Here is a 19,414-nt window from a genome sequence, read left to right as displayed (position 1 = left end):
ATTTCGGAATGCTAACTGCATACGGACGCGTGCGCTTTTACCAATCCCCAATCCCTAATCCCGACTCCCCGCCTCACACACAAACTTCTTCCGCGGCGCATCCAGCTTGCCGAGCATGCGCTCGGTGACCGGCAGGGCGTCGCCGTTGAGGCGCCAGTCGTAGATCACGCTGAAGGCCAGGATGCGCGCCACGTACTCGCGGGTTTCCTTGTAGCTGACGGTCTCGATCCAGAAGTCGGCGTCGTGGCCCGGGCGCTGGCTCTGCCAGCGCGCCGCCGGGCCGGGGCCGGCGTTGTAGGCGGCGATGGTCAGGTAGGGCAGGCCGTAGGTGTTGAGCAACTGGCGCAGGTAGGCGGTGCCGATGGCGATGTTGGTGTCCGGGTCGTACAGGCTGGCGGCGCCGCCGTAGCCGGCCAGGCCGAGGTTGCGGGCGACGCTGGCGCCGGTGGCCGGCACCACCTGCATCAGGCCCATCGCATTGGCCGGCGAGCGTGCGTTCGGATTGAACACGCTCTCGGCACGGATTTCGGCGGCGACCCAGGCCGGGTCGATCGCGTTCTTGCCGGCTTCGCGGCGGATGGTCTCGGCGTGGTGCAGCGGGAAGCGCAGCGTGTACAGGCGCTGCTCCTCCGGGCGCTTGCCGAGGCCGAACACCGCGCGGTCGAACCAGCCGTTGTTGCTGGCCACTTCCACCGCCAGGCGCCGCTGGGTGTCGTCGAAGCGGCTCAGCGCATCGTTCCACTCGGCCACGGCCCAGCCGGCGCGGTCGATCTTGAACAGCTCCAGCGCGCGCACAAGCGCCGGATCGCGCGCCACCGCCGCCTGCGCCTGTGCGCTGTCGTTCGGCTCCCACGGGCACAGCGCATACGGCTGCTTGAGCCGGTCGGCGGCCAGGAAGCCGTGGAAGGTGGCGGAGCTGGCCGCCGCGCGGTACAGCCGCTGTGCCTCGCTGGCGTTGCCGGTCTTCTCCGCCAGGCGTGCCTCGAAGTACTGCCAGCGCGAATCGCTGCGCTGTGCCGGCGGCATCTTGCGGATCGCGGCCAGTGCCGCCGGCCAGTCGCCGCGCGCCATCGCCTCGCGCGCGCGCCACTCGTGCAGGCGTTCGTCGTAGGCGGACTCGGGCACGGCGTTGAGCCGGCGCGCCGAATCCGGGCCGTACGAGGCCACCGTCCACAGCGCGATCTGGTACAGCACCGCACCGCGCTGCGCCTCGCTGAACTGCAGCGCCTGGGCGAACTGCGGCAGTTGCCGCTCGGCCGAGTCGGGGTCGGCCTTGGCCAGCTTCTCCAGTCCGTCCACCGCCACCTTGCGGCTGCGCTCGGTCTTGGGCCAGCTCAGCGCACGCGCATGCACTGCGTCCAGGAACGCGGCGTAGTCGTTGGCCAGGGCTAGGTCGGCAGCGGGCAGGCCGCGCGCGGCGGCGCGCATCACTGCCGGTTGCTGTGCGTCCGCGGCCGCTTCCACGCGCGCCCAGCGCAGCGCATCGGTCATGCCGCCGCGCGCCTGCAGCACCGCGAACACCGGATCGCAGGCGTCGGGCAGCGACTTGCCGGCGTTGCGCCACAGCGCCTGCGCTTCGTCCACCCACTGCGCGTCGGCGCGGCCGGTGGCCTGGCGCGCATTGAGCTGGGCGCAGCGCAGGCCGAGGTTCTCGGTGGGTTTCCAGTTCGCCAGCAGCGCCGGCCAGTCCTCGCGGCGCGCCAGCGCCGGCAGCCACAGTGCGCGGAAGCTTTCGGCCACTGGCTGCCCGGCGTAGCGCTTGAGGAAGTCCTGCGCCTGCGCATCGGACACCTTGTCGATGTTGCGGCGCAGGTTGGCGTACTCCAGCCAGCCGTACAGCGGATGCTGCCTGAAGGCGGCTGCGCGGACCGGGTCGAACCGGCCCTGTTCGGCATCGTCGATCGCCGAACGGATCGCCGGGCGTTGCGCATCCAGGGACTGGGCGAGGGCGGAAACGGGGCCGCACAACGCGGCGGCGAACAGCAGGAGGGACGTGCGCAGGATCATGCGCGGGACTATACCGAACGCGGATGAATCGCCGTTTCAACTGGCGATGGCGACGTTGTCGTCGCTTCCGCCAGCGTGGCGGCGACGATGGAAAGCCGCGTCGTCCAGGCAGGCCGGCGAGTGCGCTGGGTGTATCCAGGTCATCGTGGCGACCGGCGGAGCCACGGCACGTCGTGTCAGTGCGATGCCCTACAGCATTTGCAGATTGGCACCGCGCGCCGGGCCGTCCGGTGGCCCCGGCACGGGCGGGTGAGGCCGCGGGTGCAGCTTCGTGCGCTCGAACCCTGCGGGACGCTTCGCGCCGTACCCTCACCCCAACCCCTCTCCCGAGGGGAGAGGGGCTTGGTGTTTCCCTTCTCCCCTCTGGACCATGGCCCCCTTTTCGGGGGAAGGTGTCCCGCAGGGCGGATGAGGGTGCGGGCGAAGCCTTTATCGCCAGATCGGCGGGGGCGCTTCGTGCGCCGTACCCTCACCCCAACCCCTCTCCCAGGGGAGAGGAGCTCGGCTTCTCCCTTCTCCCCTCGGGAGAAGGTGCCCCGCAGGGGCGGATGAGGGTGCGGGCGAAGCCTTGTATCGCCAGATCGGCGTGAGCGCTTTGTGCTCCGTACCCTCACCCCAACCCCTCTCCCGAGGGGAGGGGGGCTTTGGCGTTTCCCTTCTCCCATCGGGACCATGGCTCCCTTTTCGGGGGAAGGTGCCCCGCAGGGGCGGATGAGGGTGTGGGCGAAGCCTTGTATCGCCAGGTCGGCGTGAGCGCTTCGCGCTCCGTACCCTCACCCCAACCCCTCTCCCGAGGGGAGAGGGGCTTAAGCATCACGTCGCCGCTTGGCGACGTCTTGCGCACCTCGTGTCTACCAGATCGACCAGTCGTCGCGATGACCCGCGCTTTGCCCGCCGGACGCTTGCAGCACGTTTACGATTTGTTTACAAAGAATTCCACGCCGTCGCGGTGCAGGGGGTCGCAGCGGCCGGCCCACATCCTTTCTGGAGAGAGAGACGGATGAATTTCCTGCACCGCCATCCTTTGGTTTTCGCGGTATCCCTGGCCCTGCTCGGCGGTGTCCCCGCCATCGCTGGCGCCCAGCAACAGACGTCCCCGGCCGCTCCCGGCACTGCCACCACCCTGGACAGCGTGCAGGTCACCGGCACCCGCATCCGCCGCGCCGAAGTCGAGGGCCAGGTGCCGGTGCAGACCCTGAGCCGCGCCGACATCGAGCGCACCGGCCTGACCTCCATCGGCGATGTGCTGCAGGAACTCACCGCCTCCGGCTCGGCCTTGAACGCCAAGTTCAATTCCTCCGGCAATTTCGGCTTCCCGCCGGACGGCAGCGGCGTCGGCGCCGGCTCGGCGCAGGTGGATCTGCGCCATCTGGGCGCCAAGCGGGTGCTGGTGCTGGTCGATGGCATGCGCTGGGTCAACGAGTCCTCGGCCTCGGGCGTGGGCGCGGCCACCGACCTCAACACCATCCCGCTGGCCATCGTCGAACGCGTCGAAGTGCTGGAGGACGGCGCCTCCTCGCTATACGGTTCGGACGCGATCGCCGGCGTGGTCAACATCATCACCCGGCGCAACTTCGAAGGTGCCCAGGTCACGCTGAACTACGGCGAGTACGACAAGGGCGACGGCGCCAGCAAGGGTGTGGACCTGGCCTGGGGCCACAGCACCGAGCGCACCAGCCTGTTCCTCGGCGCCAGCTACACCAAGCAGGATCCGATCTACGCGCGCGACCGCGCGCAGTCGCTCTACCCGATTCCCGGCACCGGCCTGAGCTTCGGCAGCTCGGCCACGCCGGACGGGCGTTTCATCTTCGTCGACCCCAACACCGGCGCCGAGCAGAACCTGACACCCAACAGTGGCGTGGGCACGCCGCGCTACGACGGCACCGGCGGCTGCACCCGCAGCGACGACTACCACTGCTTCACCACCGCCGATCGCTACAACTTCGCCGCGTCCAACCTGCTGCTGACGCCGTCCGAGCGCAAGGGCGTGTTCGGCCAGTTCCGTTTCTTCTTCAACGACGACGTGCAGTGGTACCTGAAGCTGCTCGGCAACCGCCGCGAATCGACCAACCAGGCCGCGCCGGAGCCGATCTTCCTCGGGCCCGATGCCGGCACCGGCAATCCGCTGGCCGACAACATCGTCATTTCCGCCGCCAATCCGTACAACCCGTTCGGCTTCGCGCTGGATTCGGGCAGCAACCTGATCATGATCGGGCGCCGCCCGGTGGAAGGTGGCGCGCGCGTGTTCGAGCAGCGTGTGGACACCCAGTACGTGGGCACCGGTTTCATCGGCAGCTTCGAGGGCGCCGACCGCACCTGGTTCTGGGACGTCAACGGCGCCTACAGCAAGAACAAGGCCGAGCAGACCAACTACGGCAGCTACAACATCTACAACATCAACCTGGCGCTGGGCGATCCGGCGGCCTGCGCGGCGGTGGCCGGCTGCGTGCCGCTGAACATCTTCGGCGGCGCCGGCAGCATCACCCCGGACATGCTGCGCTGGATCCAGCCGGTGGTGCACGATCGCAGCCAGAACGAGCTGACCCAGTTCACCGCCAACCTCAGCAGCGACCTGTTCCGGCTGCCGGCCGGCGCGGTGTCCTTCGCCACCGGCGTGGAATACCGCAAGTACGAGGGCTTCTACCGCCCGGATCCGCTGACCGTGATCGGCCACTACAACGGCGTGCCGTCGCTGCCGACGCAGGGCAGCTACGACGTCAAGGAGGCCTACCTCGAACTGAGCGTGCCGATCTTCGCCGACTCGCCGCTGGGCGACAAACTGGACCTGAGCCTGGCCGGGCGTTATTCGGACTACTCCACCTTCGGCGGCAAGTTCACCCCGAAGTACGGCCTGCGCTGGCAGGTGGCGCCGGACTTCGTGCTGCGCGCCAGCTATGCCGAAGGCTTCCGCGCGCCCAGCATCGGCGAACTGTACGGCTCGGCCGCGCGCGCCGACCTGACCCTGTCCGACCCGTGCTCGATCGGCCTGGGCGGCACCGCGCCGCGCGGCAGCGCCAGCAACTGCGCCACCCTCGGCGTGCCGGCCGGCTACCAGCAGGCCAACTCGCAGATCTCGGTGACCACCGGCGGCAACCGCGCGCTGGAGCCGGAGAAGGCGCGCAGCTTCAGCGCCGGCTTCGTCTGGAGCCCGTGGTTCGCCAGCAACGTGCCGTGGTCGGACCGCTTCGACGTGGAGGTGACCTTCTACCGCCACGACATCGACGGCGCGATCCAGGCGATCAACGCGCAGACCCAGCTCGACCTGTGCGTGGACACGCTGTCGCCGACCTACTGCGACGGCATCACCCGCGCCTCCACCGGCGGCATCAACGGTTTCAACAACCGGTTGACCAACCTCGGCTCGATCAAGACCGACGGCTGGGACGTGGACCTGTTCTGGAACTCGCCGGAGACCGCCGCCGGCCGCTTCAAGATCGCCTGGCAAAACACCTTCGTCACCCGCTACGTCGCCACCGGCGCGGCCGGCCAGGTGCAGCCGCAGCGCCCGGGCGTGGAAGTGGTGGACAGCTCCATTCCCGAGTGGACCAGCAACCTGAGCCTGGACTGGTCGCGCGGCCGCTGGAATGCGTCGTGGACGCTGCGGCACATCTCCGAGCTGACCGAGCAGTGTGGCGACGCGGTGGCGTTCCCGGTGTGCAGCAATCCGGTCGCCGGTACCAATACGCTGGACGCGATCACCTATCACGACCTGCAAGTCGGCTACCGCTTCGACTGGCTCAAGGGCCTGACCCTCAGCGGCGGCGTCAACAACGTCTTCGACAAGGACCCGCCGATCTGCCTGTCGTGCTCGCTCAACGGCTACGACGCCTCCACCTATGGCATCCCCGGCGGACGTTACCTGTACGTGCGTGCGGATCTGAAGTTCTAGTCGCTGCCGGCACATGTGAAGCCTCGAGGGCGCGCGTGCGCTCCCTCAGGGCGTTGTCGATGCGATGAAGGGGGCAGGCAAGGTGATGTCGTAGGAGCGGCTTCAGCCGCGACGGGCATTCCCGGAAATGCGCGTCGCGGCTGAAGCCGCTCCTGCACGCGCCACGACATTCCCGCGGAGCTGGGGCAAGAACGCGTTAGCAGCGTTGCATGAAGCCGCTACGGGCGTGCACGACAAGCTGCGGCCACTGCCTCAGCGCAACAAATGCTGTGGCACTTCGATCTCGGTGGCCACGGCGAGGTGGTCGGAGAAGGCGGCGGGCACCGCGCGCTGTTCGTTGCAGCGCAGGCCGTCGCTGACCAGGATGTGGTCGATGGCGCGCTGCGGGCGCCAACTCGGGAAGGTCGGCACCACGCAGCCCGGCGGTTGCAGCCGGGTGCGCTGGTAGAGGAACTGCATTTCCGGGCGGTCGGCGACGCAGTTGAAGTCGCCCATCAGCACCGCGTTGGGATGATCGAACAGCAACTCGGCGATGAAGGACAACTGCGCCGCGCGCGAGTTGGCGCCCAGCGACAAATGCGCCACCGCTACCGCCAGGCCTTCGGCGCCGTTGCCGAACTTGGCCAGCAGCACGCCGCGCCCGCCGAGCCGGCCGGGCAGGGCGTGGTCCTGCACTTCCACCGGCTCCAGCCGGCTGAGCAGGCCGTTGGCGCTGGAGGCCACACCGCCCACGCGCCGGTTCGGCTGGTGGCTCCAGTAGTTGAAGCCGGCGCGCTCGGCCAGGTAGTGGGTCTGGTTGGTGAAGCCCGAGCGCAGGCTGCCGGGGTCTGCTTCCTGCAAGCCGACGATGTCGTGGTCGCTGGCCAGCTGCGCGATCGCGTCCAGGCTGCTGCGCTTGCGCCCGGCCGGCAGCGCGTGCGACCAGCTGCGGGTCACGTAGTCGCTGTAGCGGCGCGTGCTGGAGCCGGCCTGGATGTTGGCGGTCAGCACGCGCAGGGTGCGGGTGGCGGGAGCGGTCACGGCGGTGCGGCCCGGGGCGGACGGCTTACTTGGCCATCGCCGCACGCTCGCGCGCGATCAGGTGATCGGCCACACGCAGCATGTCGTCGTAGCTCTTGCCCTTGACCAGGTACTTGCCGTTGATGATCAGCGACGGCGTGCCGGTGATGCCGCTGCGGGTGGCGAACTGCTTGGCGCGGTTGGTCTTGGTGGCCACCGCGAAGCTGCCCATGGTGTCGGCGAACTGCTTCGGGTCCACGCCGTACTTGGCGTAGAAGTTGGCGATGTCCTGCACCGAGTCGCGGCCGCGCTCGCCCTTCAGGGTCTGATCGACGTGGATCGCCTTGTACAGCGCCTCGTGGGTCTTCTCCTGCACGCCCAGCGCCTCGGCGGCGTAGAACGCGCGGGCGTAGTCGTCCCAGGTGCCGCCGAACATCGCCGGCACGTAGACAAAGCGCACGTCCGACGGCAGGCCGGCCTTCCACGGGCCGATCAGCGGCTGGAAGCGCGCACAGGCGGGGCAGACGTAGCCGAAGATCTCCGCCACCTCGATCTTGCCATTGGTTGGCTGGAACGGCTGGCCGCCCGCGATGTCGACATAGTCGGTGCCGGCGACCGGCTCCGGTCCGTTCGGGGTCTTGGCCGTGACCGGCTTGGCCGGGGCAGCGCTGTCGCCTTCGGCGGCGGGCTGCGCGGCGGCATCGGCGCTGGTGGCCGCGGGCGTGGCCGGCGTCTCGGCGGGCGCGGCGGCAGCGTCGTTGCCGGTCGCGGGCGCGGCAGCCGGGGTCGCGGCGGTGCCGGAGGCAGGGGCGACGGCGTCGGCAGTGCCGTCCTGGGCCTTGCATGCCACCAGGATCGGCAACAGAGCCATCAGGGTCAGGGCGAAGCGGGTCTTCATCGGCGACATCTCCAGCAGGATGGGGGACAAATGCCGGACGCGCCGCAAGCGCGGTCCGGCCACCCCGTCATGATGCCATGGCGCGGATGAAGCGCCGTGCGCCGATCACTTGCCGGCGCGCTCGCGGGCGATCAGTGCGTCGGCGATACGCAGCATGTCCTCGAAGTTCTTGCCCTTGACCAGGTACTTGCCGTTGACGATCAGCGCCGGGGTGCCGGCGATGTCGGCACGCACGGCGAAATCGCGCGCGGCCTTCACCTGCGCGGCGACCTGCGGGCTCTGGTAGGCGGCGATGAAGGCCTGCGGCTTGACCCCGAAGCCGGCGTAGAACGTGGCCAGTTCCTCCGGCGCCACGTTCTGCACCGGCACGCTGCGCTTGTCGTGGATGGCCTCGAACATGGCGCGGTGGCTGCGGCTCTGCACGCCCAGCTGCTGCGCGGCATAGAAGGCGGCGGCGAAGCTGTCCCAGTAGCCGCCGAACGCCGCCGGTACCAGGGTCAGGCGCACGTCCTTGGCCTGCTTGCCGGCCCATTCCTCCAGCAACGGCTCGAAGTGCGCGCAATGCGGGCAGGTGTAGCCGAACACTTCCACCACCTCGATCTTGCCGGCCAGCGGCGCGAACGGCTTGGGATTGGCGATCAGCGTGTAGTCCTCCCCTTCCACCGCGGTGGCGGACTTGGGTTGCGCGCAGGCGCTCAACGGCAGCAGGGCGAGCAGGCACAACAGCAGGCGGGGCAGACGGTTCATGCGATCTCCGATGGCAAAAACGAACGCCGGTCGTCGGACCGGCGCGAGGGGGAAACGGGCCGGCGCCGCCGCAGCGGCACCCGGTCAGGATTGTTGCGGTGGCGCCGGCTGCGGTGGCGTTGCCGCGGCCGGCGTCACCTGCGCGGCGGCCGCGTCGTCGGCGCGGTCGTGCAGGCCCTGCAGATAGCTGCCCAGCGCCTTGATCTCCTGGTCGGTCAGCGGCTTGGCCACCTGCGCCATGATCTTGAACATCGTCGGATCGCGCTCCTGGGTGGTGCCGGCCTGGTACTCCTGCAGGCGCCGCGCCACGTAATCGGCGTGCTGGCCGCCCAGATGCGGGTAGGCCGGACCCGGGTTGCCGGCGCCGGCGGGGCCGTGGCAGGCCATGCAGGCGGGGATGCCGCGGGTCGCGTCGCCGCCGCGGTACAGCTGCTGGCCGACCTCGTAGAACTTCATGCCGGCGTACGGACCATCGGCGATCACCGCGTCGTCGGCGATGCCGGCGCCGGCCTTCTGCGTGGCGAAGTAGGCGCCGATGTCGCGCATGTCCTGCGCGCTCAGCGGTTGCACGAACGGCACCATCGCCGCGACCGCGCCACTGGTGCGCTCGCCGTGGGCGATCAGCGCCATCTGCCGCGCGCTGTAGCGCTCCACCTGGCCGGCGATGCGCGGATACATGGCGATGGCGGGGTTGCCGTCCGGGCCATGGCAGGCGGCGCAGGCGGCGGCCTTGGCCTGGCCGGCCTTGGGGTCGCCCCAGGCGGCCTTGCCGATGTCGCCCTCCAGCGGCGTGGTGCGCACCGGGGCGTGGTCGGGAATGGGAACCACCGAGGTCTGCGCGAACGCGACCGCGGCGGCGACGGAAACCGCTAGACCGGCAAAGGCAAGAACGCGAGCGTGGCGCATTGCTGAAGCTCCGTATGACCCGACCCCGCGGCTGCCGGACGGCGACCGCACTCGCGCGATTATCGGCATGCCGCGGCCCGGCGGTCAACGAAGCCCGCCTGGGGCCGCGGACGTGCGATCCTAGCGGGATGTCGCTGATCCTCGAACGTGCCCACTATCTGCTGTCCGCCCACAACGCCCGCCAATTGCCGGAAGACGGCGGTTGGGAAGTGGCCTTCGCCGGCCGTTCCAATGCCGGCAAGTCCAGCGCGCTGAACGCGCTGACCCGGCAGAACGCTCTGGCCCGCGTCTCCAAGACGCCCGGCCGCACCCAGCAACTGGTGTTCTTCCAGGTCCAGCCCGAGCGCTGCCTGGTGGACCTGCCCGGCTACGGCTATGCCAAGGTGCCGCTGGAACTGCAGGCGCACTGGCAGAAGTTCATCGACACGTATTTCCGCACCCGCGAGGCCCTGCGCGGGCTGGTGGTGGTGATGGACATCCGCCATCCGCTCAAGGACTACGACCGGCAGATGCTCGGTTACGCGGTGCAGCGCGGCCTGCCGGCGCATGCGCTGCTGACCAAGGCCGACAAGCTCGGCCGCGGCCAGCAGGCGCAGGCGCTGCAGCAGGTACGCAAGGAACTGGCCAGCGCGTTCGGCGACACGGTCAGCGTGCAGACCTTTTCCGGCGAGAGCCGCCAGGGCGTGGACGAAGCGCGCGGCATCATCGGTCGCTGGCTGGGCCTGGAGACGGAGCCGACCGCCGCGGAGTGAGCGCGGCGCGCCGGACCCTCACCCCAACCCCTCTCCCGGGGGGAGAGGGGCTAGCAGCCGTGCTTTCTTCCAAACGGAGAAGACCAGCCTCAAGGCGCAGCCGGCAACGGCGAGAACTCCGCCGGCACCCAGGCGAACGCCTCGCCCTCGCGGTGCACGTGGCCCAGCCCCGGGAACGGCAGATGCGCGCCGGCCACCCACCAGCCGTGGTCCGCGGCCTGCGCCAGCATGCGCTTGCGTGCGGCGATCGCCGCATCGCGGTCGCTGTCGGCCTCGAACGACGCTTGCGGCTGTGCGAACTGCACCGCGTGGTAGTGCACCAGATCGCCCCACACCAGCAGGTGCTGCCCAGTGCCGCCATCGAAACGGTATGACACGTGTCCGGGCGTGTGTCCGTGGGTATCCAGCGCGACCGCACCGCCGCGCAGCTTGTCGCCGAGGCGGAAACGGCGCAGCCGCTGCGCGGCCTGGTATGGCGCCACTGCCGCACGCGCCAGCGGGAAGGCAAAGCGCAGTGCCTGCGGCGCACCGGCCTCGCTGGCCGGGTCCAGCCAGTACGCCGCGTCGGCGGCGCTCAGCCACACCGTCGCCTTGGGATAGGCGGGCTGGCCCTGTGCGTCCAGCAGGCCGCACAGGTGATCGGGATGAGCGTGGGTGAGCAGCACGTCGTCGACCTGCTCGGGCGCATAGCCGGCCGCGCGCAGGTTGGCCAGCACCTGGCCGAGCCCGGGGCCGAAACAGGTCGCGGTGCCGGTGTCGACCAGGGTCAGGTGCGTGCCGTCCTGTATCAGATAGGCGTTGACCGCGGTCTGCAGGCCCTTGTCGCTTTCCGGTACATAGCGATGGTCGAGCAGGCGCGCGATCGCCTCCGGCGGAATGTTGTGCAATTGCGCGCGCGGCAGCGCCACGGTGCCATCGAACAGGGCGGTGACGCGCAAGCGGCCGATCGCCTGGCGATAGACGCCGGGTACCTGCGTCTGGGCGCTGGCCGGCGCGGCGGCATTGGCGGAGGATGGCAGTGTGAGCGCTACGCTGGCGCTCAGGGCCAGCGCGCACAGCGCGCGCATGGGGAACACGGACATGGGGGACTTCCTGGCAGAGCGGCGGGCGCCGCGGTACCGGCATGCTGCGCCTGCACCGCTGCGCGATTCGCTCATTCCGCTGCGCGCGGCGCTCAGTTGCCGATGCTGGCCGGATCCAGGCCGTAGCGTTGCTGGAAGCGTTGGCTGAAGCTGCGTACCGAGCGGTAGCCGGCATGCGCGGCTACCGTCTTCAACGGCCAGCGCGTGGTGTACAGCAGCTGCATCGCATGCGCCAGGCGCGCATCGGTGAGCACTTCGCGCAACGAGGTGCGTTCGCTGGCCAGGTGCCGGCGCAGGGTCGCGCCGCTGAGACCCAGGCTGTCTTCGATATCGCGCGAACGCCAGTCGCGTTGCGGCTGCGCAGCGATCAGGTCGCGCACCTGCGCGGCCACGCTCGGCGCCGGCGGCAGCAGCAGGCCGCCATGGCCGCGCCGGCACAGCGCCAGCACCAGGGTCGCCAGCGCCAAGCGCGCTTCGGTGTAGTGGCCGTCCTGCAGCGCTTGCCGCCATTGCAGCAGGGTGCTGCCGAATTCCTCGGCGCGCAGGCGCGCCAGCTCCGTGCCCGCGGCAGGCAGCGGTTCGTTCCACAGCACGCGCGCGGCGCTCAGTGCTTCCTCGCACAGCGGCACCAGCACGCTCAGGTACAGGCCGCTGTGCGGATCCGGGATGTTGACCACATCGATGCGGCAGCGCCGCGTCACCAGGAACAGGTCGCCCGGCACGAAGTCCAGGGTCTGTGTCGCGGTGCGCACCTGTTTGCGTCCCTGCAGCAGGATCGCCAGGTGCGGCTGGGGGATCTCCACCGAGCGCGCGCCGTGTTCGCGGCGCGCGGTGATGCAGGCGTAGCCGTCGGCCTGGGTGCAGTCGGCCAGGCTGGCCAGGCGCGCCAGCAGCAGGGCGTCGGGAGAGGTTGTGTCGGCCATGGCCGGTGATGCTATCGCAGCGCGGTACGCGTTAGCTCAGACACGCACGCCGAACACATGCCCGATCGCGCCGCTGGCGAGCATCGCCGCCGCGCCCCAGAACACCACCCGCACCGCGCCGCGCAGGCCCGAGGCGCCGCCGGCGCGCGCAGCCAGTACGCCGGTCAGCGACAGGCCGATCAGGGTCGCCGCGCCGGTCACCCACAGTTGCCGGCCGTCCGGCGCCAGCCACGCGGCCATGATCGGCAGCGCCGCGCCGGTGCAGAACGCCGCCGCCGACGCGGCCGACGCCTGCAGCGGACGCGCGCGCAGGCTCTCGGTGATGCCGAGTTCGTCGCGTGCGTGCGCGCCCAGCGCATCGTGCGCGGTCAACTGCTCGGCCACCTGGCGGGCGAGGGCCGGTTCGAGCCCGCGCTGGCGATAGATCGCGGTGAGTTCGTCCAGCTCGCTCTGCGGATCCTCGTGCAGTTCGCGGCGCTCCAGCGCCAGGTCGGCGCGTTCGATGTCGGCCTGCGATTGCACCGACATGTATTCGCCCGCGGCCATCGACATCGCGCCGGCGACCAGGCCGGCGACGCCGCTGGTCAGCACCGTGGCCGCAGACGCGCCGCTGCTGGCGACGCCGACCACCAGGCCGGCCACGGACAGGATGCCGTCGTTGGCGCCAAGCACAGCCGCGCGCAGCCAGCCGGCGCGGTCGGTGCGATGGCGTTCGGCGTGGGTGGGGCGCATGGCGCTGCCTGCGTCGGAACGGGAGGGAACCCCCAGCCTAGCCGAGACGGCGCCGCGAACGCTTGCTGCGTCTCACTCTCGACGCCGTCAGCGACGCGGCCGTGGAATGCTGCAGTGCCGCCGGTAGCGATACGGGCCTCGCCCTCGCCACGCTATAGTGCGGGCCTTGCGATGGCGGGGCATGGCCCCCACATCGCCTCACCCGCCGTGCGAGTCCTGCCCTTGTCGAGCCCCAGCCACGTTGCCGAGACGCCGATCACCGACCGCGCCGAACTGGTCCAGGTGCTCGCCTCCGGAGAGAAGCCCGAAGCGCAGTGGCGCATCGGCACCGAGCACGAGAAGTTCGGCTTCCGCCTGGACGACCTGCGGCCGCCGACCTTCGACGGCGAGCGCGGTATTGAAGCCCTGTTATTGGGCCTGACCCGCTTCGGCTGGGAGCCGGTGCGCGAAGCCGGGCACACCATCGCCCTGTTGCGCGACGGCGCCTCAGTGACGCTGGAGCCGGCCGGCCAGCTGGAGCTGTCCGGCGCACCGCTGCCGACCATCCACGACACCTGTGTGGAAGTGGGCAGCCACCTCAACGAGGTCAAGCAGGTCGCCGACGAACTGGGCCTGGGCTTCCTCGGCATGGGCTTCCAGCCGAAGTGGCGTCGCGACGAGATGCCGTGGATGCCCAAGGGCCGCTACAAGATCATGCAGGCGTACATGCCCAAGGTCGGTGCGCTCGGCCTGGACATGATGACCCGCACCTGCACCGTGCAGGTCAACCTGGACTACGCCAGCGAAGCGGACATGGTGCGCAAGTTCCGCGTGTCGCTGGCGCTGCAGCCGATCGCCACCGCGCTGTTCGCCGACTCGCCGTTCGCCGAGGGCAAGCCCAACGGCTACCTCAGCTACCGCTCGCACATCTGGACCGACACCGACGCCGACCGCACCGGCATGCTCGACTTCGTGTTCGAGGACGGCTTCGGTTACGAGCGCTACGTCGACTACCTGCTCGACGTGCCGATGTACTTCTCCTACCGCGATGGCACCTACGTGGACGCCAGCGGGCAGAGCTTCCGCGATTTCATGCAGGGCAAGCTGCCGGCCTTGCCGGGTGCGTTGCCGACGCTGCGCGATTGGTCCGACCACATGACCACCGCGTTCCCGGAAGTGCGCTTGAAGAAGTACCTGGAAATGCGCGGCGCCGACGCCGGTCCGTGGGGGCGGTTGTGCGCGCTATCGGCGTTCTGGGTCGGCCTGCTGTATGACGATGCCGCGCTGGATGCGGCCTGGGACCTGGTCAAGGATTTCAGCCTGGTCGAACGCCATGCGCTGCGCGACGGCGTGCCGAAGCAGGCGCTGAAGCTGCCGTTCCGCAACGGCACCGTGCAGGACCTGGCCGCCGAAGCGGTGAAGATCGCCCTGGGCGGCCTGCGCCGCCGCGCGCGTCTGAACCGCGATGGCCAGGACGAATCGCGCTTCCTCGAACCGCTGGTGGAGATCCTGCATGCCGGCGAGACCGCGGCCGAGCGCAAGCTGGCGCTGTACCACGGCGCGTGGCAGGGCGACATCGACCGCGTGTTTCGCGAATTCGCGTACTGAGCGTCGCGCCGCACGCCCGTAGGCGAGCAGGACGATGACCGCGATCGCGGACATGGCGAGCCTGTTCCAGGACGAGCCGGGCAGATGGGGCGGCCGTGGCGATCCGTATCTGTGGCAGGAGATGGCGTCGACCCTCGCCGGCGTGCCGCTGCCGTCGACGGCGGCGCAGTGCGAGGCGCTGCTCGCTGACACCTTCGCGCGCCTGGTCGGCACGGCGCTGGACGACGCGTCTGTCGAGTCGGTCTTCGTGCCGCGCCTCAGCCATGGCGGCATGTCCTCGGGGTACGTCAGCCTGGTGTTCTGGCGGAAGACCGCACTGCCGCTGTTGTTGGCGCGTCATGCGGCGGCCATTGCGCAGCGGAGTTGAGGCGATATCGCAGTGCGGCGGGTGGCGCCGCGTGCGCACAACGCAACCCCGCTAGCGAATTCGGCGACCGACGGATGTATGCAGTTCGTCGGATTCGGCAATCGGATGTCGCTGCAGGTGATGGCGCAGTGGGCGGCCAGGCGTCACTATTGTCGACTCGTCTTCAGGGGGGCGTATGCATCAGGCACCACCGCGGTCCAATTTTGTCACCATCCTGGCCTGGATCTTCATTGCACTCTCCGGTTTCGGCGCGGTGGTCGGCATCATGCAGGTCTTCGTTGTGTTCGCCGTGTTCGATCACATGGAGTTCGCCGATGCGGTGCGGAGGCTTCCGCCAGGGATGCCGCCCACGATTGCCTTCATCTTTTCCAACTTTCGATGGTTGTTTCTTGGGACTGCGCTGTTTTCAATGTGGACCCTGGCGAGTTCGATCGGGCTTCTGCGGCGGCTGAGTTGGGCGCGGTGGTGCTTCATCGCGGCCATGGCGCTGGTGATCGTATGGAATCTGGGCGGCGCGGTCGTGCAGGTGCAGATGATCGCGTTCATGCAGAAGCAGCTCGCCGTTGCGCAGATGCAAGGCGCGCCGGACATGCAGCCGATGCTGTGGGCCATGGCGGCGATCGGCGTGGTCTTTGCTGCGGCCTTCGTCGTCCTGCATGGCTGGATCATCGCGCGCTTGCTTTCGCGATCTGTGGCTGCCGAGTTTCGTCGCCCCTCCTCGACGGATGCCGGTAGCGGTATGCCGCCAATACCGTGAACTGCATTTTTTCGCGTTCCACGACGCGCCGTCGCGAGTCGAGTCCCTCCGCATTGCGCTCGCTTCGTAGCGTTCGCACCGCGTCTGCGCCTGCATGACGGTGGGCAGTGTCTTTGGGCGCCATCGCGGCGGCAGGGCCAGCGTTCTGAGCGTGTTGCTCGGCTGCATGGCATCCGCACATGCGACGAGCCAATGCCCCGCTGAGTTCGGTCCCAAGGATCCGCTTATCGATCTGCTCGGATGGGCGGTGGTCGCCAGCGGCGTGGTGCTGGGCGGCTGGCTGTGCGTGCATGCGGTGCGGCGCTCGCGCGGCCTGCGCCGGTGGCGGCGCGTGGCGGTCGTTCTGGCCGGCGTGCTGACGATGCTGTTGCTGTGGATCGGCGGCCTGGTGCTGGCGATTGCGTCGTTCTTCCTGCGGTGCTAACACTGCCGGCCTCGGCGCGTACGCGCCGGGTCTGCGGTCCGCGGAGCCACGGACCACGCCACCAGGGGACACCGATGACCGATCCGTACAATTCCTCGCCGCCGCGCGCGGCGGCCTCGCCGCTGAACGATGCGATGGTGACCACCGCGCTGGAGCTTCCCGGCTACCGCGTCGTGCGCAATCTGGGTATCGTGCGCGGCATCACCGTGCGCTCGCGCTCCATCGTCGGCAACTTCCTGGGTGGGCTGCAGACCATCTTCGGCGGCAATATCACCATTTATACCCAGCTCTGCGAGCAGGCGCGCCTGGAGACTTACCGGGACATGCTGCAGCATGCGCGGCAGATGGGCGGCAATGCCATCGTCGCGGTGCGCTACGACGCCACCGAGCTGATGGCCGGCCTGACCGAGGTGTTGTGCTACGGCACGGCGGTGGTGGTCGAGCCGAACCAGCGCTGAGCCGATCGGCAGGCGATGGTGCGCTGGCGCGCCTGGCTCAGCCGCCCACCGCCTGGCACGGCAGCCGCACGCTGACCCGCAGGCCGCCCTCGGCACGGTTGTCCAGGGCGATCTGGCCGCCGTGCGCCAGCACGATGCTGTGCGCCACCGACAGGCCCAGGCCGATGCCGCCGGTGTCGCGGTTGCGCGAGTTCTCGCCGCGGAAGAACGGCAGGAACAGCTTCTCGCGCTGCGCGGGATCGATGCCGGGGCCGTCGTCGTCGATCCACAGCACGCACTCGCCGGCCTCGCGGCGCAGCTGCAGGCGCGCGCGCTTGCCGTACTTCAGCGCGTTCTCCACCAGGTTCATCACCATGCGCCGCAGCGACAGCGGATCGCCGTCGAGGGTGATGGCGTCGCCGAGCAGCAGCACCACGTCGGCACCGGTGTCGCTGGCGTCGTCGACCACGCTTTCCACCAGCAGGCGGAAATCCAGCGGCGAGCGGGTACCGCGGCGGCTGTCGTTGTGGATGAAGTCCAGCGCCGCGGAGATCATCGCCTTCATCTCGTCGATGTCGGCCATGGTCTTCTCGCGCAACGGCGGCTGCAGGGTCTCCAGGCGGAACGCCAGCCGCGCCAACGGCGTGCGCAGGTCGTGGGCGATCGCCGCGACCATGTGCGTGCGCTCGTTGATCAGCCGGTTCAGGCGCGCCTGCATCGCGTTGAACGAATCGGCGGCCTGCACGATCTCGCTGGGGCCGCTGCGGCGCAGTGGCTGCGCGTCGGGATTGCGGCCGAGCTGGTCGGCCGCCTCGGCGAAGCGCCGGATCGGCGCCGACAGCGCCCGCGAGAACCACCAGGCCAGCGGCAGCATCGCCAGCATGCCGACCAGGAACAGCATGACCACCTGGGTCTTGAACTCGTTGGAGAACCGACGCGGTGGCGACATCACGCTGCGCCAGTGCCCATCGGGCTGGCGCAGCGCGGCGGTGAAGCCGTCCAGCAGCGGCACCGCCGGGGCGAAGCCGCGTTCGCGCCAACCCACTGCGCGCATGGTCGCGCCGAAGGCGCCATTGCGCGGCGCTTCGCCGGGCGCCGGTGGCGGCTCCAGCGGGGGCGGTTGCTGTGCGGTGGATGGGGGCGCCACCCCGGCGGGTGCAGGGAGGTCGTCGTCGGTGGCGAGCGCACGCGGCGGCGGCGGTGGGCGTTCGCCCAGGCGCAGGCGCAGACGCTCCAGGCGGCCGTCGCTGTTGCGGTAGAAGCGTACCTGGTCCGGCGCCACTTCCAGCCAGTGCGCCATCAGCCGTTCCACATTGCGGTCGCGCACCTGGTCGCGCGCCGGCAGCGGCGCATGCGCCGTGTCCTGCACCTTGAGGGTCTGGGTGCCGGCCGGCATGCGCGTGCTGAGCAGGGCGATCACTTCCGGCGGATGCACCGGCATCTCGTAGACCGGCGTGCGCAGCACCAGGGCGATGCCGATCAACTGCGCGACGAGCAGTGCCACCACCAGCAGCAGGAAGGCGCGGGCGAAGATCGGCACGCCGCGGCGGGCGCGCGTGGGTTCGCTCACAGGCGGGCGACGCTCGGCAGCAGCATGTAGCCCTCGTTGCGCACGGTGCGGATCAGTTCGGTCTGCACGCGCTCGTTGATCTTGCGGCGCAGGCGGCTGATCTGGCTGTCGATGGCGCGGTCGTAGACCTCGGTGTCGCGGCCGCGCGCGTAGTCGAGCAGTTGGTCGCGGCTGAGCACACGCTGCGGGTGCTCGACGAAGGTGCGCAGCAGCGCGAACTCGCCGTCGGAGAGGTTGATGAAGATGCCGGTGGGGTCGCGCAGGTCGCGGCGGATCACGTCCAGCCGCCAGCCGGCGAACTCGTAGACGTTGCCACGGGCTTCCGGTGGCAGCGTCGCCGCCTGGCTGCGCCGCAGCAGGGCGCGCACCCGCGCCAGCAGCTCGCGCGGGTTGCACGGCTTGGCCAGGTAGTCGTCGGCGCCCACCTCCAGGCCGATGATGCGGTCGGTGTCGCTGCCCAGCGCGCTGAGCATGATCACCGCGGGCGCGCCGCGCTCGCTGGCGAGCTGGCGGGCGGCGCTGAGGCCGTCCTCGCCGGGCATCATCACGTCCAGGATCACCAGGTCCGGCTGGCGCTCGGCCATCCGCAGGCGCATCTCCGCCACGGTCTCGGCGGTGTCCACCTGATAACCGTGTTCGCTCAGGAACTCGCTGATGAGTCGGCGCAGATCCGGGTCGTCGTCGACGACCAGAATGAAGGATTTCATGTCCACGATCTTGAGGGGCGGCCACACGGGAGTCGCCCAGTCTAGACGTGGCCGCGGCTGCCTGGAACTGGGGGCGGCCAGGGACGTGGCCGCCGGAGCCGGGGCCCGCGCTTGAACGCCTGGCCATCATAGGCAGTGCCGGCGGCGCGAACATGGCCGGTTCGTGTCCTGTGCTGACATGCGTTGCCATGCGCCGGCACCTGCGCTGGTGCGGTGTCCGGCGGCCGCTGGGGGCGATCTGGTGGAGCGTCGGCGCGGCTCGGGCGTTCCCTTTTGCCGGCCGCAGGCATACTATCCCCCAGTATAGTTCCTGGGGCCATCCCGCATGCCGCATACCCCGCACGAGAAGAAGCGCGTCCTTGCCCGCATCCGCCGCCTGCGCGGCCAGACCGAGGCGCTGGAGCGCGCGCTGGAGGGCGGCGCCGAGTGCGCGGCGGTGCTGCAGCAGATCGCCGCCATCCGCGGTGCGGTCAACGGCCTCATGTCCGAGGTGATGGAAGCCCACGTCCGCGAAGAATTCGGCCAGCCCGCCAGCTCCGACGCGCAGCGCGCCGCGCGCGTGCGCGAGATGGGCATGCTGGTCCGCTCCTATCTCAAGTGATCCACACCCCACACCCCTTTCCTCAGCCA

At 69.8% G+C, this 19,414-nt stretch carries 18 protein-coding genes; 8 read left to right on the top strand and 10 right to left on the bottom strand.

Annotated elements, in window-relative coordinates:
- Positions 1-54: 54 nt before the first annotated feature.
- Entirely contained in the window at positions 55-2,007 is a 1,953-nt protein-coding gene (locus ACP93_RS12075; protein WP_048490929.1) for a transglycosylase SLT domain-containing protein, read from the bottom strand.
- A 1,000-nt stretch (positions 2,008-3,007) separates the two neighbouring features.
- Here ACP93_RS12075 and ACP93_RS12070 point away from each other — a divergent pair.
- Positions 3,008-5,896 carry a TonB-dependent receptor gene (locus tag ACP93_RS12070; protein WP_048490928.1) on the top strand — a complete coding sequence of 963 codons (2,889 nt, stop codon included), beginning with the start codon at positions 3,008-3,010 and terminating at the stop codon, positions 5,894-5,896.
- Positions 5,897-6,148: 252 nt separating this feature from the next.
- On the opposite strand, the gene ACP93_RS12065 is transcribed toward ACP93_RS12070, so the two are convergent.
- The 4 genes from ACP93_RS12065 to ACP93_RS12050 all read right to left on the bottom strand — a co-directional run bounded on the left by ACP93_RS12065 (position 6,149) and on the right by ACP93_RS12050 (position 9,446).
- Positions 6,149-6,916, bottom strand: coding sequence for an endonuclease/exonuclease/phosphatase family protein (locus ACP93_RS12065; protein ID WP_053069740.1), 768 nt, complete (start codon positions 6,914-6,916; stop codon positions 6,149-6,151).
- Between the two features lie 25 nt (positions 6,917-6,941).
- The gene (locus ACP93_RS12060; RefSeq protein WP_048490947.1) at positions 6,942-7,793 is read right to left on the bottom strand and encodes a thiol:disulfide interchange protein DsbA/DsbL; all 852 of its coding nucleotides are present in this window, start codon (positions 7,791-7,793) and stop codon (positions 6,942-6,944) included.
- A gap of 105 nt (positions 7,794-7,898) precedes the next feature.
- On the bottom strand, positions 7,899-8,540 hold the full coding sequence (locus ACP93_RS12055) for a thiol:disulfide interchange protein DsbA/DsbL (protein ID WP_048490927.1): 642 nt from the start codon (positions 8,538-8,540) through the stop codon (positions 7,899-7,901).
- A gap of 84 nt (positions 8,541-8,624) precedes the next feature.
- Entirely contained in the window at positions 8,625-9,446 is an 822-nt protein-coding gene (locus ACP93_RS12050) for a c-type cytochrome (protein WP_048490926.1), read from the bottom strand.
- Between the two features lie 128 nt (positions 9,447-9,574).
- Here ACP93_RS12050 and yihA point away from each other — a divergent pair, with 128 nt between their 5' ends.
- Positions 9,575-10,198 (top strand): ribosome biogenesis GTP-binding protein YihA/YsxC, encoded by a 624-nt coding sequence (yihA, locus tag ACP93_RS12045; protein ID WP_048490925.1) that lies wholly within the window; start codon positions 9,575-9,577, stop codon positions 10,196-10,198.
- 89 nt (positions 10,199-10,287) lie between these two features.
- On the opposite strand, the gene ACP93_RS12040 is transcribed toward yihA, so the two are convergent.
- The 3 genes from ACP93_RS12040 to ACP93_RS12030 form a co-directional block, all read right to left on the bottom strand.
- Positions 10,288-11,280 (bottom strand): MBL fold metallo-hydrolase, encoded by a 993-nt coding sequence (locus ACP93_RS12040; protein WP_048490924.1) that lies wholly within the window; start codon positions 11,278-11,280, stop codon positions 10,288-10,290.
- A gap of 92 nt (positions 11,281-11,372) precedes the next feature.
- A complete protein-coding gene (locus ACP93_RS12035; protein WP_048490923.1) occupies positions 11,373-12,203 on the bottom strand; it encodes a helix-turn-helix transcriptional regulator in 831 nt (276 codons plus the stop codon).
- A gap of 36 nt (positions 12,204-12,239) precedes the next feature.
- Complete coding sequence (locus ACP93_RS12030; RefSeq protein ID WP_048490922.1) at positions 12,240-12,935, bottom strand: VIT1/CCC1 transporter family protein; 696 nt, start codon at positions 12,933-12,935, stop codon at positions 12,240-12,242.
- A 222-nt stretch (positions 12,936-13,157) separates the two neighbouring features.
- Between ACP93_RS12030 and ACP93_RS12025 the strand changes: the two genes are divergently transcribed.
- The 5 genes from ACP93_RS12025 (at position 13,158) to ACP93_RS12005 (ending at position 16,528) form a co-directional block, all read left to right on the top strand.
- Positions 13,158-14,522, top strand: coding sequence for a glutamate--cysteine ligase (locus ACP93_RS12025; RefSeq protein ID WP_048490921.1), 1,365 nt, complete (start codon positions 13,158-13,160; stop codon positions 14,520-14,522).
- A 34-nt stretch (positions 14,523-14,556) separates the two neighbouring features.
- A complete protein-coding gene (locus tag ACP93_RS12020) occupies positions 14,557-14,889 on the top strand; it encodes a hypothetical protein (protein WP_048490920.1) in 333 nt (110 codons plus the stop codon).
- Positions 14,890-15,064: 175 nt separating this feature from the next.
- Complete coding sequence (locus tag ACP93_RS12015) at positions 15,065-15,646, top strand: hypothetical protein (protein WP_048490919.1); 582 nt, start codon at positions 15,065-15,067, stop codon at positions 15,644-15,646.
- Positions 15,647-15,740: 94 nt separating this feature from the next.
- Positions 15,741-16,070 (top strand): hypothetical protein, encoded by a 330-nt coding sequence (locus ACP93_RS12010; RefSeq protein WP_228136023.1) that lies wholly within the window; start codon positions 15,741-15,743, stop codon positions 16,068-16,070.
- Positions 16,071-16,144: 74 nt separating this feature from the next.
- Entirely contained in the window at positions 16,145-16,528 is a 384-nt protein-coding gene (locus tag ACP93_RS12005) for a YbjQ family protein (RefSeq protein WP_048490918.1), read from the top strand.
- 37 nt (positions 16,529-16,565) lie between these two features.
- Here the strand turns inward: ACP93_RS12005 and ACP93_RS12000 are convergent, their stop codons facing one another.
- Together ACP93_RS12000 and ACP93_RS11995 are read right to left on the bottom strand one after the other, a co-directional pair.
- Entirely contained in the window at positions 16,566-18,077 is a 1,512-nt protein-coding gene (locus ACP93_RS12000; protein WP_048490917.1) for an ATP-binding protein, read from the bottom strand.
- Positions 18,074-18,790, bottom strand: coding sequence for a response regulator (locus ACP93_RS11995; RefSeq protein ID WP_106407097.1), 717 nt, complete (start codon positions 18,788-18,790; stop codon positions 18,074-18,076). Before ACP93_RS11995 ends, ACP93_RS12000 begins: the two co-directional genes overlap by 4 nt.
- A 319-nt stretch (positions 18,791-19,109) precedes the next feature.
- Here ACP93_RS11995 and ACP93_RS11990 point away from each other — a divergent pair, with 319 nt between their 5' ends.
- Complete coding sequence (locus ACP93_RS11990; RefSeq protein ID WP_048490915.1) at positions 19,110-19,385, top strand: metal/formaldehyde-sensitive transcriptional repressor; 276 nt, start codon at positions 19,110-19,112, stop codon at positions 19,383-19,385.
- The last annotated feature ends 29 nt before the right edge of the window (positions 19,386-19,414 follow it).

Origin of the sequence: Xanthomonas sp. NCPPB 1128 (assembly GCF_001043115.1) — a bacterium.
GTDB lineage: Bacteria > Pseudomonadota > Gammaproteobacteria > Xanthomonadales > Xanthomonadaceae > Xanthomonas_A.
The sequence above is the reverse complement of the archived record's forward strand: the minus strand, read 5'-3'. Positions and strand labels throughout refer to the sequence as shown.

Coding starts and splice junctions, on each gene's coding strand:
- ACP93_RS12075 (WP_048490929.1), bottom strand. CDS start 2,007: ATGATCCTGCGCACGTCCCTCCTGCTGTTCGCCGCCGCGTTGTGCGGC.
- ACP93_RS12070 (WP_048490928.1), top strand. CDS start 3,008: ATGAATTTCCTGCACCGCCATCCTTTGGTTTTCGCGGTATCCCTGGCC.
- ACP93_RS12060 (WP_048490947.1), bottom strand. CDS start 7,793: ATGAAGACCCGCTTCGCCCTGACCCTGATGGCTCTGTTGCCGATCCTG.
- ACP93_RS12055 (WP_048490927.1), bottom strand. CDS start 8,540: ATGAACCGTCTGCCCCGCCTGCTGTTGTGCCTGCTCGCCCTGCTGCCG.
- ACP93_RS12050 (WP_048490926.1), bottom strand. CDS start 9,446: ATGCGCCACGCTCGCGTTCTTGCCTTTGCCGGTCTAGCGGTTTCCGTC.
- yihA (WP_048490925.1), top strand. CDS start 9,575: ATGTCGCTGATCCTCGAACGTGCCCACTATCTGCTGTCCGCCCACAAC.
- ACP93_RS12040 (WP_048490924.1), bottom strand. CDS start 11,280: ATGTCCGTGTTCCCCATGCGCGCGCTGTGCGCGCTGGCCCTGAGCGCC.
- ACP93_RS12035 (WP_048490923.1), bottom strand. CDS start 12,203: ATGGCCGACACAACCTCTCCCGACGCCCTGCTGCTGGCGCGCCTGGCC.
- ACP93_RS12030 (WP_048490922.1), bottom strand. CDS start 12,935: ATGCGCCCCACCCACGCCGAACGCCATCGCACCGACCGCGCCGGCTGG.
- ACP93_RS12020 (WP_048490920.1), top strand. CDS start 14,557: ATGACCGCGATCGCGGACATGGCGAGCCTGTTCCAGGACGAGCCGGGC.
- ACP93_RS12015 (WP_048490919.1), top strand. CDS start 15,065: ATGCATCAGGCACCACCGCGGTCCAATTTTGTCACCATCCTGGCCTGG.
- ACP93_RS12010 (WP_228136023.1), top strand. CDS start 15,741: ATGACGGTGGGCAGTGTCTTTGGGCGCCATCGCGGCGGCAGGGCCAGC.
- ACP93_RS12005 (WP_048490918.1), top strand. CDS start 16,145: ATGACCGATCCGTACAATTCCTCGCCGCCGCGCGCGGCGGCCTCGCCG.
- ACP93_RS11990 (WP_048490915.1), top strand. CDS start 19,110: ATGCCGCATACCCCGCACGAGAAGAAGCGCGTCCTTGCCCGCATCCGC.